Source organism: Marinovum sp. E3, from assembly GCF_055755275.1.
Window position 1 is genome coordinate 2816381 of record NZ_CM146908.1, and the last position, 14880, is coordinate 2831260.

Below are 14880 nucleotides of genomic sequence, written 5' to 3' on the forward strand. Positions count from 1 at the left end.
GGGCCGACCATAAGCCCCTCTGACGCGGTGGAAAACCGCAAAATCACGCTAAAGATCGGTTTCCTCGGGCCCCGGCGTCAGTTGATCGAGAAAGCGCCGTTCCGGCAGCCAGGGATTGAGCGCCAGCGCCGCCAGCAGATCCGCCCGCGCCTCGGCCGTCCGGCCCAGCGCCATCAAGGTCAGCGCCCGCCCCGTCAGCGCGCCGGTGTGACGCGGGTTGAGCGCGATCACCCGGTCGAGGTCGATCAACGCGGCGGGATAATCCTGCCGGATGAAGCTGACGAAGCCGCGCTGGTTGTAGCCTTCGGCGTAATCCGGGCAATAGGCGATCAACCGGTCGAAATCCTGCATGGCCCCGAGAAAATCGTAAGCCGACCGCCGCCGCATCCCGCGATCAAGGATTTCCTGCGCGCGCGCATCGGGCGCATCCGCCCAGAGCGCCCACATCCGGTTCACCACCTGCTGCGCGGCACCCGCGTCGGGCGCGGCCTGCACCTCTTCGAACAGCCCATCAAAGGTCTCGGTATGATCCGGCGGCGGGGGGCAGGTCTCGGCCCGGGCCGTGAGTGGCAACAGCAGGACAAGAACGATCAGGGCAAGGCGCGACATGCCCCATGGTGCCACGCGGACGCCAGCGATCAAGTCACATCGCCGAGACCGCTTTCCTTGATCGCCTGCATCGCCACATAGGTCGAGGTGTTCGAGACATGCGGCAGGGTCGAGATCTTCTCGGCCAGCACCTTGCGATAGGCCCGCATGTCCGAGGTGCGCACCTTCATCAGATAGTCGAAATTTCCCGCAATCAGATGGCATTGCTCGATCTCGGGAATTTTCGCCACCGCCGCGGCAAAGGCCGCCAGCGCCGCCTCGCGTGTATCCTCGAGCCGGACCTCGACAAAGGCCACATGATCCAGCCCCAGGCGGATCGGATCGAGCAGCGCCCGGTAACCGCGGATCACCCCGGCCTCTTCCAGCCGCCGCAGCCGCGCCTGGGTGGGTGATTTCGACAGGCCGATGCGCTTGGCCAGATCGGTGATCGAGATGCGGCCGTCCTCGGCCAGAACGGTGACGATGGACCGATCGAAACGGTCGAGCTCTATTTGGTCAAGATGCACTGCGAATACCCGAAAATTCGATGAATATGGCTTCCAATAAAGCAAACTCCGGGAGAAATGGCCAGTGGAATCGCGATATCCTGGGCGCAAAGACAACCCTCGGGGATTCGAATGACACAGAATGACTTGGCGGCGCTGCGCGACCGCATCGACGTGCTCACCTATGCGGACGAGGCCGACACCGTCGCGCGGCTGATCGAGACCGCGGCGCTCTCGCCCGAGGACCGGGCGCGCATCTCGGCCGCCGGCGCCGGACTGGTCCGCCGCATCCGCGACAATTCCGACCCCGGAATGATGGAGGTCTTTCTGGCGGAATACGGTCTCTCGACCGACGAGGGTGTGGCGCTGATGTGCCTGGCCGAGGCGCTGCTGCGGGTGCCCGACCCGGAAACCATCGATGCGCTGATCGAGGACAAGATCGCGCCGTCGGACTGGGGCCGCCACATGGGCCATTCCACCTCGCCGCTCGTCAATGCCTCGACCTGGGCGCTGATGCTCACCGGCAAGGTGCTGCGCGAGGATGCCGAGCCCGGCCCGGTCGGCCACCTGCGCGCCGCCGTCAAGCGGCTGGGCGAGCCGGTGATCCGCACCGCCGTCGGCCGCGCGATGAAGGAGATGGGCCGCCAGTTCGTGCTGGGCGAGGACATCCGCGCCGCGATGAAACGCGCCAGCGGCATGGAGCAGAAGGGCTATACCTACAGCTACGACATGCTGGGCGAGGCCGCGCGCACCGATGCCGACGCGATGCGCTATCACGCCGCTTATGGCCGCGCCATCGAGGCCATTGCCAAGGGCTGCGGCTCGGACGACGTGCGCAGGAACCCCGGCATTTCGGTCAAGCTCTCGGCGCTGCATCCGCGTTACGAAGAGGCGCAGAAAGACCGGGTGATGGCCGAGCTCTATCCCCGCCTGCGCGACCTGGCGCTGATGGCGCGCGGCCGCCGGATGGGGCTCAACATCGACGCCGAAGAGGCCGACCGGCTGTCGATCTCGATGGATCTGATCGAGCGGCTGATGCGCGATCCGGGTCTTGCCGGCTGGGATGGCCTGGGCGTGGTGGTGCAGGCCTTTGGTCAGCGCTGCGGCGCGGTGCTCGAATATCTTCACGCGCTGGCCGAAGAGACCGACCGCCGGATCATGGTGCGGCTGGTCAAGGGCGCCTATTGGGACACCGAGATCAAGCTGGCGCAGGTCGAGGGGCTGGCGGGGTTCCCGGTGTTCACCTCGAAACCGGCGACCGACGTGAGCTATATCGCCAATGCCCGCCGTCTGCTGAACATGACCGACCGGATCTATCCGCAGTTCGCCACCCACAACGCCCATACCGTGGCCGCGATTCTCGACATGGCCGAGGACAAGGACAGCTTTGAATTCCAGCGTCTGCACGGCATGGGCGAGGCGCTGCATGACATCGTTCTGAAATCCGAAGGCACCCGCTGCCGGATCTACGCCCCGGTCGGCGCGCACAAGGACCTGCTGGCCTATCTGGTGCGGCGGCTGCTGGAAAACGGCGCAAATTCGTCTTTCGTCAATCAGATTGTCGACGAAGATGTGCCGCCAGAGGTGGTGGCGCGCGATCCTTTTGAGGCGGTGGGCGATCCGCAGCCCCATCTGCCGAAGGGACCGGAGCTGTTTCAGCCCGAGCGGGTGAATTCGCGCGGCTGGGATCTGGCGCACCGCCCGACGCTGGCGGAAATCGATGCCGCCCGCGCGCCCTTCGCGACGCACCAGTGGCAGGCCGCACCGCTGCTGGCCGGCAAGGCCGCACCGCGCGAGGCCGTGCCCGTCACCAACCCGGCGCTGCCCTCCGAAACCGTCGGCGCGGTCGCCTTTGCCAGCCCCGCCGACTGCGAAACCGCCCTGGACACGGCCCGCCCATGGCAGGCCTCTGCGGCTGAACGTGGCGCCATCCTCAACAAGGCCGCCGATCTCTACGAGGCCAATTACGGCGAGATCTTCGCCCTGGTCGCCCGCGAGGCGGGCAAAAGCCTGCCGGATGCGGTGGCCGAGCTGCGCGAGGCGGTCGATTTCCTGCGCTACTACGCCGCCAATGCGCCCGAGGACGCGCCGGTCGGCACCTTTACCTGCATCAGCCCCTGGAACTTTCCGCTGGCGATCTTCACCGGTCAGGTCTCGGCGGCGCTGGCGGCGGGCAATGCGGTGCTGGCCAAACCTGCGGAACAGACCGGGCTGATCGCCTGCCGCGCGGTCGAGCTGTTGCACGAGGCCGGTGTGCCGCGCGACGTGCTGCAATGCCTGCCCGGTGCAGGTGACGTCGGCGCGGCGCTCACCTCCGATCCGCGCGTCGGCGGCGTGGCCTTTACCGGCTCGACCGAGACGGCGCTGAAAATTCGCCGCAGCATGGCCGACACCCTCGCCCCCGGCGCGCCGCTGATCGCCGAAACCGGCGGGCTGAACGCGATGATCGTCGACAGCACCGCCCTGCCCGAACAGGCGGTTCAGGCCATTGTCGAAAGCGCCTTTCAGTCCGCCGGCCAGCGCTGTTCCGCCCTGCGCTGTCTCTACGTGCAGCGCGACATTGCCGGGCCGTTCATCGAGATGCTGACCGGCGCGATGGAGGCGTTGCAACCCGGGCTGCCCTGGCAGCTCTCCACCGATCTCGGCCCGGTGATCGACGCCGAGGCGCATGAGGGCATCGCCACCTATGTCGCCAAGGCCAAATCCGAAGGTCGCGTCATCAAGCAGATCTCGGTGCCGAAAACCGGCCATTTCATCCCCCCCACACTGCTACGCGTCAGCGGCATCGAAGAGATGGAACGCGAGATCTTTGGCCCGGTGCTGCATTTCGCCACCTTCGAGGCCGATCAACTCGATCAGGTGATCGACACGATCAATGCCACCGGCTACGGCCTCACCTTCGGGCTGCACACCCGCATCGACGACCGGGTGCAACATGTGTCCGAGCGCATCCATGCCGGCAATATCTACGTCAACCGCAACCAGATCGGTGCCATCGTCGGCAGCCAGCCCTTTGGCGGCGAGGGGCTTTCGGGCACCGGGCCCAAGGCGGGCGGGCCGAACTATCTGGCGCGCTATTCCAGCCATCCCGCCCCCCTCGCAAGCGAGAGCCCCGGCGCGCAGGTCGACAGCCTGGCCCTCCAAGAGGCGCTGAAGGCCCGCGAACTGCCCGAGGCCGATCAGCCGCTCTCGCTGCCGGGGCCGACCGGCGAATCCAACCGGCTCACCGCCCTGCCGCGCCCGCCGCTGCTCTGCCTCGGGCCGGGGGATGCCGCGGCGCAGGCGCAGAAAGCGGCCGTCGAGGCGCTTGGCGGCAGCGGCGTCCGCGTCGCCGGCGCGCTGGAACCGGCGGCATTGGGCGCGCTGGAGGCCATCTCGGGCGCGCTCTGGTGGGGCGACGCATCCACCGGACGGGCCTATGCGCAGGCGCTGGCCGGACGTGACGGGCCGATCCTGCCGCTGATCACCGGCCTGCCCGACAAGGGGCACGTGGCGCATGAACGCCATGTCTGCGTCGACACCACCGCCTCGGGCGGCAATGCCGCGCTGCTCTCGGGAATGTCATGACCGGCGTGTGATCTCTTGACCTTCGGGGGGAAAGCCACAAGCTTTCCCCCATGTTCCCGATCCGCGATCACAACCCCTCCGGCCGGACGCCCTTTGTCACCTATGCGCTCATGGCGATCAATATCGTCGTGTTCCTGTCATATGTGGACATGGGCGACCGGGCGCTGTCCTATTTCTACTGGGATTACGCGCTGATCCCGGCCAAGGTCAGCGCCGGCGAGGGGATCACCGGGGTTTTCACCTCGATGTTCCTGCATGGCGGTTTTCTGCACCTTGCGGGCAACATGCTGTTTCTCTTCATCTTCGGCGACAATATCGAGGATGAGATGGGGCACCTGCCCTATTTGGGCTTTTACCTCGCCTGCGGGCTGGCCGCCGCGGTGCTGCAATGGGCCAGTGCGCCGCAATCGATGGTGCCGGTGGTCGGCGCCTCGGGGGCGATTGCCGGGGTGATGGGCGGCTACCTGTTGCTCTACCCTCGGGCCAAGGTGGATATCCTGCTGATCTTCATCGTCTTTTTCAAGGTTCTGCCGCTGCCGGCCTGGATCATGCTGGGGCTGTGGTTCGGCATGCAGCTCTTTGGCGGCTTCAGCACGCCGGGCGATGGCGGCGGCGTCGCCTATTGGGCCCATGCCGGCGGCTTCGTCGCCGGGATCGTGCTCTGCCTTCCGCTGTGGATGCGGCTTGGCGGGCCGCGCTTCTGGGCGAAAACCCAAGGCCACCCGCCGCATCCCGATGCCACGTATCCGCTGTCACGCAGTTCGATCCCGCGCGCCGGGCGGCGGCGGCGGCGCTGATCAGCTCAGCGCGCGGGTGATCATCAGCCCCGCCCAGGCGGCAAAGCCGGTGAGGAAAATGCCCCAGCTCAGATCGGTCAGCAGCATCGACCAGGACCAGCCTTTCAAGGTCGCCAGATTGGTGAACTCGTAGGTGCCATAGGCCAGCGCCCCCAGAAAGGCCCCGCCCAGCGCCGCCTGCGCCGGCGCTTCGGCCCGCAGGGCCGGCAGGCTGACGAACCAGATCAGCCCTGCGACGTAGAACAGGTAGAAGACCAGCGCCGGAACAAGGCGGAACCCGTCGACCAGAAGGTCGCCGACATGGCGTTCGAACACCGGGCGGATCAGGAGCCGCAACCCGATGACATCGAGGCCGAGAAAGACCAGCGCGGTGGCGAAATACAAGATGAGAATCTGCATGCAGCGAAGATAGGCCGCAGGCCGGCAAAGACCAGTGGCTCAGCCCCGTCGCGCGACGGCGAGCGCCTCGGGCAGTGCGGCGGCAAAAGCGTCGAGCATCTCCGGCGTGCCGGCGCTGATCCTGATGCAGCGGTCTTCCGGCGCAACAAAGGGCATTCGCACAAAGACCCCCTGTGCCAGCAGGCCGGTCAGAACCCGGCGGGCGAAATCGCCGTCGGCGCCGCAATCCACCGCCACGAAATTGGTGGCCGAGGCCAGCGGCCGAAGCCCGTTGTCCCGCGCGATCGCCGCGATTCTGTCGCGCGCCGTGGCCACGTCGCGCTGCACCCGGGCCAGCCACGCGCGATCCTGCAAGGCCGCCAGCGCGCCCGCCTGGGCCGAGCGGTTCATCCCGAAATGGTTGCGCACCTTTTCATAGGCGGCGATCACATCCGCCTGGCCGATGGCATACCCCACCCGCGCGCCGGCCATGCCATGCGCCTTGGAAAAAGTCCGGAAGCGCAGAACCGCCGGGTCCGTGACGTCAAACGCCGGCACCGAATCCTCGGGCGCGAATTCGACATAGGCCTCGTCGAGCACCAGCACACAGCCCGCCGGCAGCGCCGCGATCATCGCCTCGACCTGCGCCGCCGAGAGCCAGCTGCCCATCGGATTGTCGGGGTTGGCCAGATAGATCAGCTTTGCCCCGACCGCGCGCGCCTTGGCGAGCAGCGCCTCGGGATCCTCGTGATCGTCGCGATAGGGCACCCGGTGCAGCGTGCCGCCATGGCCCGCCACGTGAAAGTTGAACGTCGGATAGGCGCCATCCGAGGTCACCACCTGATCTCCGGGGCCGACCATCAACCGCACGGTGGATTCCAGCAGCCCGTCGATCCCGGCGCCGAGGACGATATTGTCGGCACCGATGCCCAAATCCTCGGCCAGCGCATGCCGCAGATCAAAGCTGGTGCTGTCGCCGTATTTCCAGATCTCGGCATCTGCTGCCTGCATCGCCCGGCTGGCAAGCGGCGACGGGCCGAAGACGCTTTCATTGGCGCCAAGACGGGCCACGAAAGGCGCGCCCCGGTCACGCTCCATCTGTTCCGGGCCGACAAAGGGCACGGTGGGCGGCAGGGCGGCGACGATATCGGTGAAACGCGGTCCTCTCATCCCCCTGCACTATCCCGAGCCGGCCGAAGGATGCAAGCGCTCCGCCATCGCGCCCGAACAACACAATCGCGACAGCCCGCGCGGCGCCGCGGCATTCGCCGCTTGACCCTTGCGGCCCCTTTGACCAATTTCCGCGCGAAACAAGGAAAGCCCATGAGCAGAGCCACTCCGCGCAGCCCCGCGCCCTTCGCCGCCTTCGAATGGATGATCGCCTGGCGCTACCTGCGCGCCAAACGCGCCGAAGGCGGCGTCAGCACCATGACCTGGATCAGCCTGATCGGCATCACGCTGGCGGTCTTTGCGCTGATTGCCACGCTGGCGGTGCGCTCGGGGTTTCGCGAGGAATTCGTCGATACCATCGTCGGCACCAATGCCCATGTCACCGTCTACTATCAGCAGCAGATCAACGAATTTGGCCAGATCGAACGCAGCATCGAGGATTTCGACGCCTTGCGGGCGCGGATCTCCGCGCTCGATTTCGTCACCCGCGCCGCGCCGCTGGTCAAGGGCCAGGTCATGGCCACCGCCAATGGCCGAAACTCCGGTGTCGAGGTCTTCGGCATTTCTGCCGCCGATCTCTCGACCATTCCGCGCGTCGCCAACCCGAGCGACAGCCAGGGCGATCTCTCCGGTTTTGGCCCGGGCCTGGCCATCGGCTCGGGCGTGGCGCGCGAGCTTGGGGTGACGGTCGGTGACCGGATCAAGCTGATCTCGCCCGACGGGGTCAAGACGCCCTTCGGCACCTCGCCGCGGGTGCAGGCCTATGAGGTGGGCTATGTCTTCACCGCCGGCCGCCACGACATCGACCGCACCCGCGTCTACATGCCCTTTGCCGAGGCGCAGAGTTATTTCAACCGCGAAGGCGTGGCAGACGAGATCGAGGTCATGGTCTCGGACCCCGACACCGTCGACAGCTATGCGCTGCCGCTGCTCGAGGTGGCGGGCGAGCGGGCGCTGGTCTGGACCTGGCGCGACGCCAGCGGCGCCTTCCTCCGGGCGCTGGAGATCGAGGACAACGTGATGTTCGTGATCCTCGCCATCTTGGTGCTGATCGCGGCGATGAACATCGTCTCGGGGCTGATCATGCTGGTCAAGAACAAGGGCCGCGACATCGGAATCCTGCGCACCATGGGCCTGTCGGAAGGCTCGGTGTTGCGGATATTCTTCATCTGCGGCGCCTTCACCGGTCTGATCGGCACGCTCCTTGGCGTCATCCTCGGCAGTCTCTTTGCGATCTACATCGATCCGATCTTTGCGGTGGTGAACTACCTGTCCGGCGGCGGCGTCTGGGACCCGTCGATCCGCGGGCTTTACGCGGTGCCGGCCAAGCTCGAGATGGGCGATGTGCTCTCGGCGGTGACGCTGTCGCTGGGGCTGTCCTTCATCGTCACCATCTTTCCCGCCCGCCGCGCGGCGCGGCTCAACCCTGTGGAGGCGCTGCGGTATGAGTGATCCGGTGCTGGCGCTGGACGGCGTGCAAAAGACCTACAACCAGGGTCGCGAAAACGAGGTGGCGGTGCTCAAGGGCGTCGACCTGAGCCTCGCCCCCGGCGAGGTGGTGGCGCTGGTGGCACCCTCGGGGGCGGGCAAGTCGACGCTGCTGCATATCGCCGGGCTGCTCGACACCGCCGATGCCGGCTCGGTCCGGATCGGCGGCCAGGAGATGACCCGGCTGAGCGACCGCAAGCGCACTGCCGCGCGGCGGCGCGACGTGGGCTTCGTTTATCAGTTCCACCACCTGCTGCCGGAATTCACCGCGCTGGAAAACGTCGTGCTGCCGCAGCTCGCCAATGGTGTGGCCCGCGGCGCGGCGGAGGCCCGGGCCGAGACTCTGCTGGCAACCGTCGGCTTGCAGGGCCGCGCCGGTCATCGCCCCGGCGCGCTCTCGGGCGGCGAACAGCAGCGGGTGGCCTTCTGTCGCGCGCTGGCCAATGCGCCGCGCCTGCTGCTTGCCGACGAGCCCACCGGCAACCTCGACCCCGCGACCTCGGACACGGTGTTCGAGGCACTGATGCATCTGGTGCGCGAAACCGGACTTTCGGCATTGATCGCCACCCACAACCTCGAGCTGGCGGCGCGGATGGACCGGCAGTTGCGGATGACCGACGGCCAACTCGACCCGGCATGACCGCCGGCACTTGACCCCGCCCCGGCCACCGCGCCGGGGCCCCCGGACCGGTCACATCCGGCGCGTGCGGCCCCGGGTCGGGCCCGGGGCGCGAAAACCGCAGGCGATTGGCGAAAACTTTAGATGACAGGCGCGCCGGGCGGTCTATTCTTGACGGCGCCGCAGTTTGCGCGAGGTGCCGCATGTACCACCGATCCCACGACCGCCCCGTCGGGCGCGCGCCCGATTACACCGCCGCGTGCCTGGTGATGTTCGGCGTGAATCTGATCTGGATGCTGTTTGCCCTGCTGGCGGCCTTCGGGCTGGCGGCGGTCGTGCTCGCCGGGCTGACGCTCAACACCTGGATCAGCTGGCTGGCGGCGCGGCGGCGCTGATCACCCGTGTGGCGGCCTGGATGCCGCCGGCGTGGTGCGGAATGTCGAGCGCGGCAAGCCCCGCCTCGATCGCCCCTAGCACGCCCAGGATCATGTGGCTGTTCACATGCCCCATGTGGCCGATGCGAAAGAAACCGTGCCGCTCCTGGCTGTCGGGCGGCGCCATGCCGAGGCCAATGCCCAGCGTCACGCCGGCGTTGCGTTCGCACCAGTCGCGCAGCCGCTGGCCCTGGGGCGTTCCGATACCCAGGGTGGTGACCGCATGGCTGCGATGCGCCGGATCGGCGATATTGAGCCGGAGCGGCCCGGCCTGCCCCCAATGCTCCACCGCCGCCCAGATCGCCCGGGCCAGCGTGGCATGTCGCTGCCAGATCGCCTCCATCCCCTCGTCCTTCATCATGTCGAGCGCGACGCGCAGGCCATAGAGGTGATGGGTCGGCGCGGTGCCGCCGAAATACTGGTAATACATCTCGGGCCGGGCGCGCGGCGTCCAGTCCCAATAGCGCGACACCCGGTCGGGGCGATGCGCGGCGGCCTTGGGCGAAAAGAACACAAAGCCCATGCCCGGCGGCACCATCAGCCCCTTTTGCGAGCCGGCGACCAGCACGTCGACACCCCAGGCATCCATCTCGAAGCGGTCGCAGCCCAGCGAGGCGACGCAATCGGCCATCAGGAGCGCCGGGTGCCCTGCCGCATCCATCGCCGCCCGCAGCGCGGGAATGTCGTTGCGCACCGAGGTGGCGGTATCCACATGCACCGCCAGAACCGCCTTGATGCGCCGCGCCGTGTCGGCGCGCAGCCGCGCTTCGATGCGGTCCGGGTCGAACGGGCTCTGCAAGCCGAATTCCAGGATCTCCGCGTCGATGCCCAGGCCCTGCGCCATTTCCACCCAGCCGTGCGAAAACCGCCCCGTTGCCGGCACCAGCACCAGATCGCCGGGGTTCAGCACATTGGCCAGCGCGGCCTCCCAGGCGCCGTGACCGTTGCAGATATACATCGCAACGTCATGTTCGGTCCGCGCCACCCGGCGCAGATCCGGCAGCAGGCCCTCGGTCAGTTCGACGACCTCGCCTTCGTAGATATTGACCGAGCTGCGGTGCATCGCGCGTTGCACGGCGTCGGGCGTTTCCGAGGGACCGGGGATTGCCCGGTAGGTGCGGCCATTGGCGAGGGGCATGTTGCGTTCTCCGTGGATCGACGCGCAGCTAACCCCGGCGCGGCGCCTTCGTCAATCGCCACCGCCCGGCTTGCCAGCCGGGCCCCGAGCGCCTACACCCGCGCCAGCGAAACCCCGGGAGGCGGCCACCGGCCGCAGTGTCGATGATCAAAAAGATGATGACCTGGTTGGAGGACCGCAACCGGCGGTTCAGCCGGTCCTTCGGCAAGGATATCTCCACGCCGAAAGGCCGGTTCTGGGGCAATGTGCATTACAACGTCGTCGACCATGCCTTCCTGCGCGTGCTCTGGACCAATTTCTTCGAGATCGCGCCGGGCGTCTATCGTTCGAACCATCCCGGCCCGCGCCGGCTCAAACGCTATCGGGAGCTCGGCATCAAGACCGTGGTGACCCTGCGCGGCGAAGAGAAATTCGCCCATTACCAGTTTGAAAAGGAAGCCTGCGAAGCGCTTGGCATGGAGTTCCGCGTCACCAAGCTCTGGGCCCGCAATGCCACCAAACGGGATCGGCTTCTGGCAGTTCTGGACACCTTCCGCGATATCGAGAAGCCGTTTGTCTTTCATTGCAAGTCCGGCGCCGACCGCGCCGGGATCGTTGCCGCGATGTACCTGATGGTGTTCGAAGGCCTGCCGGTGGAAGAGGCGCGCAAGCAGCTATCGATGAAATACCTGCACATGAAATGGACCAAGACCGGGGTGCAGGATTACATCCTCTCGGTCTACGAGGCTCGCAAGAACGCCGAGCCGATCGGCTTCGAGGACTGGCTGCGCAGCGAATATCGCGCCGCCCGGCTGAACGACGCCTGGGATGCCCGGAAGACCCCGGCCGAGACCGCGCAGATGCTGCGCGACCGAAAGGACGAGGCGTGAGCGAGACCCCGCCCAATTCGCGCGGGCTGGCACGCTGGCTCTGGCGCAAGTACCTGCGGCGGCACATCTGGCTGCTGGCGGTGGCGCTGGTCTTCATGTCGCTCGAAGGCGCGATGTACGGCGCCATCAGCTACATGATGAAACCGATGTTCGACCAGATCTTCATCGGCGGACAAGGGGACAAGCTGGTGCTTGTGGGGCTTGCCATTCTGGGCATCTTTGCCCTGCGCGCGACGGCCTCGGTGGTGCAGAAGGTGGTGCTGACACGACTGGCCCAGGTCACCTCGGGCGAGATTCGCACCGACCTGGTGGACCACCTGATGACCCTGGAAGGCCAGTTCCATCAGACCCACAGCCCCGGCTACCTGATGCAGCGGATCGAGGGCGATGTCGGCTCGATCAACAAGGTCTGGAAGACCCTGGTCACCGGCGCCGGCCGCGACGTGGTGGCATTGGTGTCGCTGTTCGGGGTGGCGCTGTCGATCGACTGGCGCTGGACGCTGGTGGCGCTGATCGGCGTGCCGGTGATGGTGGTGCCGGTGGTGGTGCTGCAACGCTATGTCCGCCGCCATGCACGGGTGGCGCGCGACGTGGCAGCCGGGCTGTCGGTGCGGCTCAACGAGATCTTTCACGGCATCGTCCCGATCAAGCTGAACCGGCTCGAACGCTACCAGTCGCGGCGCTATTCCAAGCTGACCGACAAGCGGATCAGGGTCGAGGTCAAATCCTCGCTCGGCCAGGCGCTGATCCCCGGCATGGTCGACCTGATGGCCGGTGTCGGGTTCTTTGGCGTGCTGCTCTATGGCGGGCGCGAGATCATCGACGGCACCAAGACGGTGGGCGATTTCATGGCCTTTTTCACCGCTCTCGGCCTGGCCTTCGAGCCGCTGCGCCGGCTGGGCGCGGTCTCGGGTGTCTGGCAGGTGGCGGCGGCGGCGATCGAGCGGCTGCGCGAGCTGCTCGAGACCCGGCCGGGGCTGGCCTCGCCGGCAACCCCGCGGCCCGCGCCGCAGGGCGCGCCGGAAATCGTACTGGATGACGTGCACCTCGCCTTTGGCGACGCGCCGGTGCTGCGTGGCGCCTCGCTGGTGGCCGAGGCCGGCAAGACCACGGCGCTGGTCGGCGCTTCGGGGGCGGGGAAATCCACCGTCTTCAACCTGATCACGCGGCTGGTCGACGTGCAGCGCGGCCAGGTCACCATCGGCGGCACCGACGTGCGCGACATGGCGGTGCCCGAGGTGCGCGGGCTGTTTTCCGTGGTCAGCCAGGAGGCGCTGCTGTTCGACGAGAGCCTGCGCGACAATATCGTGCTCGATGGTCGCGAGGTCAGCGAAGACCGGCTGAACGCGGCGCTCGAGGCGGCGCATGTGGCGGATTTCCTGCCGCGGCTGGCGGAAGGGCTCGACAGCCCGGCCGGGCCGCGCGGCTCGAACCTCTCGGGTGGTCAGCGGCAGCGGGTGGCAATTGCCCGCGCAGTGCTGCGCGATCGGCCGATCCTGCTGCTCGACGAGGCGACCTCGGCGCTCGACACCGCTTCCGAGGCGCTGGTGCAGGAGGCGCTGGACCGACTGGCGCGGGGCCGCACCACGCTGGTGATCGCGCATAGGCTGTCGACCGTGCGCCATGCCGACAAGATCGTCGTCATGGATCAGGGGCGGGTGGTCGAGGAAGGCACACATGAGACGCTTCTGGCGCGGAACGGTGTCTATGCCGGGCTGTACCGGATGCAGGACGGCGCCTAGGACCGGCCGGGACTGGGGGCGCTGCCCCCGGCCTACGGCCTCCCCCGCGGTATTTTCGGCAAGAGGAAGATCAGGAGCGTCGGTGGTAGCCTTTCGCCAGGGTCTCGGGCGGGGTGCCGGTGGCGTAGCGGACCAGGGTGACGAGATTGCGCGCGCCGCGGCGCAGCCAGCCGTCGCGGCGGTAGCGGTCGGCGGAGGTGAGCGCCTTGGCGGGCAACAGTGTGATCTTGCCCTTGAGGGCGCGGGCCAGGGCCACATCCTCCATCAGTGGCTGGTCGGGATAGCCGCCGGCGGCGTCATAGAGCGCGCGCGGCAGCAGCAGCGCCTGATCGCCATAGGGCAGCTGGAACAGTCGGCTGCGCAGGTTGGCCCAGCCTTCGGTCAGCCGCGCCATCGGGTGGCGGCTGTCGAAGCGGAGGCGGAAGGCGGCGGCGGAATCGCCGGAAAGATGCGCCAGCACCGGCGCGGTCCAGCCCGGGGCGAGCCTGGTGTCGGCATGCAGCACCAGCAACCAGTCGCCCTGCGCCCGGGCGGCGCCGCGCCGGAGCTGGCCGCCGCGCGAGGCCGGGCCGGTGACGATCCGGGCGCCGGCGGCCTCTGCGGTCGCGAGGGTGGTATCGGTGGAACCGCCATCGCTGACGATCAGCTCGCGGATCAGCCCCTCTTGCAGCCCTTCGCCCAGCGCCATCAGGCAGGCGGGCAGCGCCGTGGCGGCGTTCAGCGTCGGGATGATGACCGAGATCGGGGCGCGCATCTTGCCTCTTCTGCTTGCTCACGGGATGTCTATATGGGACGTCAGGGCCGGAAGGAATTGTCAAATGAACACTTATGCCGGGAAACGCCGCGTGCTGCGCCTTGCAGGCGGCGATGTCAGGGACTTTCTGCAAGGGCTGGTCAGCAATGACGTGGCGCGGCTGGATCGGGGGCTGGTCTATGCCGCCATGCTGACGCCGCAGGGCAAGCTGATCGCCGACTTCTTCTTGCAGGCGGACGGTGCGGATGTGCTGATGGATCTGCCGGCCGAGCTGGCCGAGGGGCTGGCCAAGCGGCTGACGATGTACAAGCTGCGCGCCGATGTGACGATTGGGCCGACCGATCTGGCGGTGTCGCGTGGCACCGGTGCGGCGCCGGCGGGCGCCCTGCCCGATCCGCGCGACGACCGCCTGGGCTGGCGGCTGATCGCGCCGGAGGCGGTGGAGGCGGACGACACCGACTGGGATGCGCTGCATGTGGCGGCGATGGTGCCGCGCTGGGGCCGCGAACTGGGGCCGGACAGCTATCTGCTCGAGATGGGATTCGAGCGGCTGGCGGGGGTGGATTTCCGCAAGGGATGTTACGTCGGCCAGGAGGTGACGGCGCGGATGAAGCACAAAACCGAACTGCGCAAGGGGCTGGCCCAGGTGGCGGTCGACGGCGCCGCCGATCCGGGCAGCGAGATCACCGCCAACGGCAAGCCGGTGGGCGTGCTTGGCACCCGCGCCGGCGACCGGGCGCTGGCCTATCTGCGATTTGACCGGGCCAGGGGCGAGATGCAGGCGGGGGCGGCGCAGGTTTCGCTGGTGGCGCGCGGGCCGGGCTGAAGCC

14 protein-coding genes are annotated in these 14880 nt (G+C 67.6%); 8 read left to right on the plus strand and 6 right to left on the minus strand.

All coding sequences use genetic code 11. From position 1 onward, the window contains the following. Positions 1-48 precede the first annotated feature (48 nt). Both AC0J5K_RS13790 and AC0J5K_RS13795 read right to left on the minus strand, forming a co-directional pair. Positions 49-609, minus strand: coding sequence for a tetratricopeptide repeat protein (locus tag AC0J5K_RS13790; RefSeq protein ID WP_274566054.1), 561 nt, complete (start codon positions 607-609; stop codon positions 49-51). Between the two features lie 29 nt (positions 610-638). After that, complete coding sequence (locus AC0J5K_RS13795; protein WP_048532880.1) at positions 639-1115, minus strand: Lrp/AsnC family transcriptional regulator; 477 nt, start codon at positions 1113-1115, stop codon at positions 639-641. A 111-nt stretch (positions 1116-1226) separates the two neighbouring features. On the opposite strand from AC0J5K_RS13795, the gene putA reads away from it, so the two are divergent. Together putA and AC0J5K_RS13805 are read left to right on the plus strand one after the other, a co-directional pair. Then, positions 1227-4661 carry a bifunctional proline dehydrogenase/L-glutamate gamma-semialdehyde dehydrogenase PutA gene (gene putA / locus AC0J5K_RS13800; RefSeq protein ID WP_274566055.1) on the plus strand — a complete coding sequence of 1145 codons (3435 nt, stop codon included), beginning with the start codon at positions 1227-1229 and terminating at the stop codon, positions 4659-4661. Between the two features lie 50 nt (positions 4662-4711). Further along, a complete protein-coding gene (locus AC0J5K_RS13805; RefSeq protein ID WP_048532884.1) occupies positions 4712-5458 on the plus strand; it encodes a rhomboid family intramembrane serine protease in 747 nt (248 codons plus the stop codon). Here AC0J5K_RS13805 and AC0J5K_RS13810 read toward each other — a convergent pair whose 3' ends face one another. Both AC0J5K_RS13810 and AC0J5K_RS13815 read right to left on the minus strand, forming a co-directional pair. Continuing rightward, positions 5459-5857 carry a DUF2177 family protein gene (locus AC0J5K_RS13810; protein WP_074836165.1) on the minus strand — a complete coding sequence of 133 codons (399 nt, stop codon included), beginning with the start codon at positions 5855-5857 and terminating at the stop codon, positions 5459-5461. It lies immediately after the preceding gene. 39 nt (positions 5858-5896) lie between these two features. Then, a complete protein-coding gene (locus tag AC0J5K_RS13815; protein WP_274566056.1) occupies positions 5897-7006 on the minus strand; it encodes a pyridoxal phosphate-dependent aminotransferase in 1110 nt (369 codons plus the stop codon). Between the two features lie 153 nt (positions 7007-7159). On the opposite strand from AC0J5K_RS13815, the gene AC0J5K_RS13820 reads away from it, so the two are divergent. The 3 genes from AC0J5K_RS13820 (at position 7160) to AC0J5K_RS13830 (ending at position 9508) form a co-directional block, all read left to right on the plus strand. Further along, the gene (locus AC0J5K_RS13820; RefSeq protein ID WP_274566057.1) at positions 7160-8458 is read left to right on the plus strand and encodes a lipoprotein-releasing ABC transporter permease subunit; all 1299 of its coding nucleotides are present in this window, start codon (positions 7160-7162) and stop codon (positions 8456-8458) included. Beyond that, positions 8451-9134 (plus strand): ABC transporter ATP-binding protein, encoded by a 684-nt coding sequence (locus AC0J5K_RS13825; protein ID WP_274566058.1) that lies wholly within the window; start codon positions 8451-8453, stop codon positions 9132-9134. Before AC0J5K_RS13820 ends, AC0J5K_RS13825 begins: the two co-directional genes overlap by 8 nt. Positions 9135-9316: 182 nt before the next feature. Beyond that, positions 9317-9508 carry a hypothetical protein gene (locus AC0J5K_RS13830; protein WP_048532891.1) on the plus strand — a complete coding sequence of 64 codons (192 nt, stop codon included), beginning with the start codon at positions 9317-9319 and terminating at the stop codon, positions 9506-9508. On the opposite strand, the gene AC0J5K_RS13835 is transcribed toward AC0J5K_RS13830, so the two are convergent. Then, on the minus strand, positions 9480-10685 hold the full coding sequence (locus tag AC0J5K_RS13835; protein WP_274566059.1) for a pyridoxal-phosphate-dependent aminotransferase family protein: 1206 nt from the start codon (positions 10683-10685) through the stop codon (positions 9480-9482). The two genes, AC0J5K_RS13830 and AC0J5K_RS13835, sit on opposite strands and share 29 nt — an antisense overlap. A gap of 155 nt (positions 10686-10840) precedes the next feature. Between AC0J5K_RS13835 and AC0J5K_RS13840 the strand changes: the two genes are divergently transcribed. Beyond that, a complete protein-coding gene (locus AC0J5K_RS13840) occupies positions 10841-11554 on the plus strand; it encodes a phosphatase domain-containing protein (RefSeq protein WP_338020380.1) in 714 nt (237 codons plus the stop codon). Further along, entirely contained in the window at positions 11551-13296 is a 1746-nt protein-coding gene (locus AC0J5K_RS13845) for an ABC transporter ATP-binding protein (RefSeq protein ID WP_274566060.1), read from the plus strand. The genes AC0J5K_RS13840 and AC0J5K_RS13845 overlap by 4 nt, the downstream gene beginning before the upstream one ends. 70 nt (positions 13297-13366) lie before the next feature. Here AC0J5K_RS13845 and AC0J5K_RS13850 read toward each other — a convergent pair whose 3' ends face one another. Beyond that, complete coding sequence (locus AC0J5K_RS13850; RefSeq protein ID WP_274566061.1) at positions 13367-14050, minus strand: TIGR04283 family arsenosugar biosynthesis glycosyltransferase; 684 nt, start codon at positions 14048-14050, stop codon at positions 13367-13369. 64 nt (positions 14051-14114) lie between these two features. Between AC0J5K_RS13850 and ygfZ the strand changes: the two genes are divergently transcribed. After that, positions 14115-14876, plus strand: coding sequence for a CAF17-like 4Fe-4S cluster assembly/insertion protein YgfZ (ygfZ, locus tag AC0J5K_RS13855; protein WP_074836154.1), 762 nt, complete (start codon positions 14115-14117; stop codon positions 14874-14876). Positions 14877-14880: the final 4 nt, after the last annotated feature.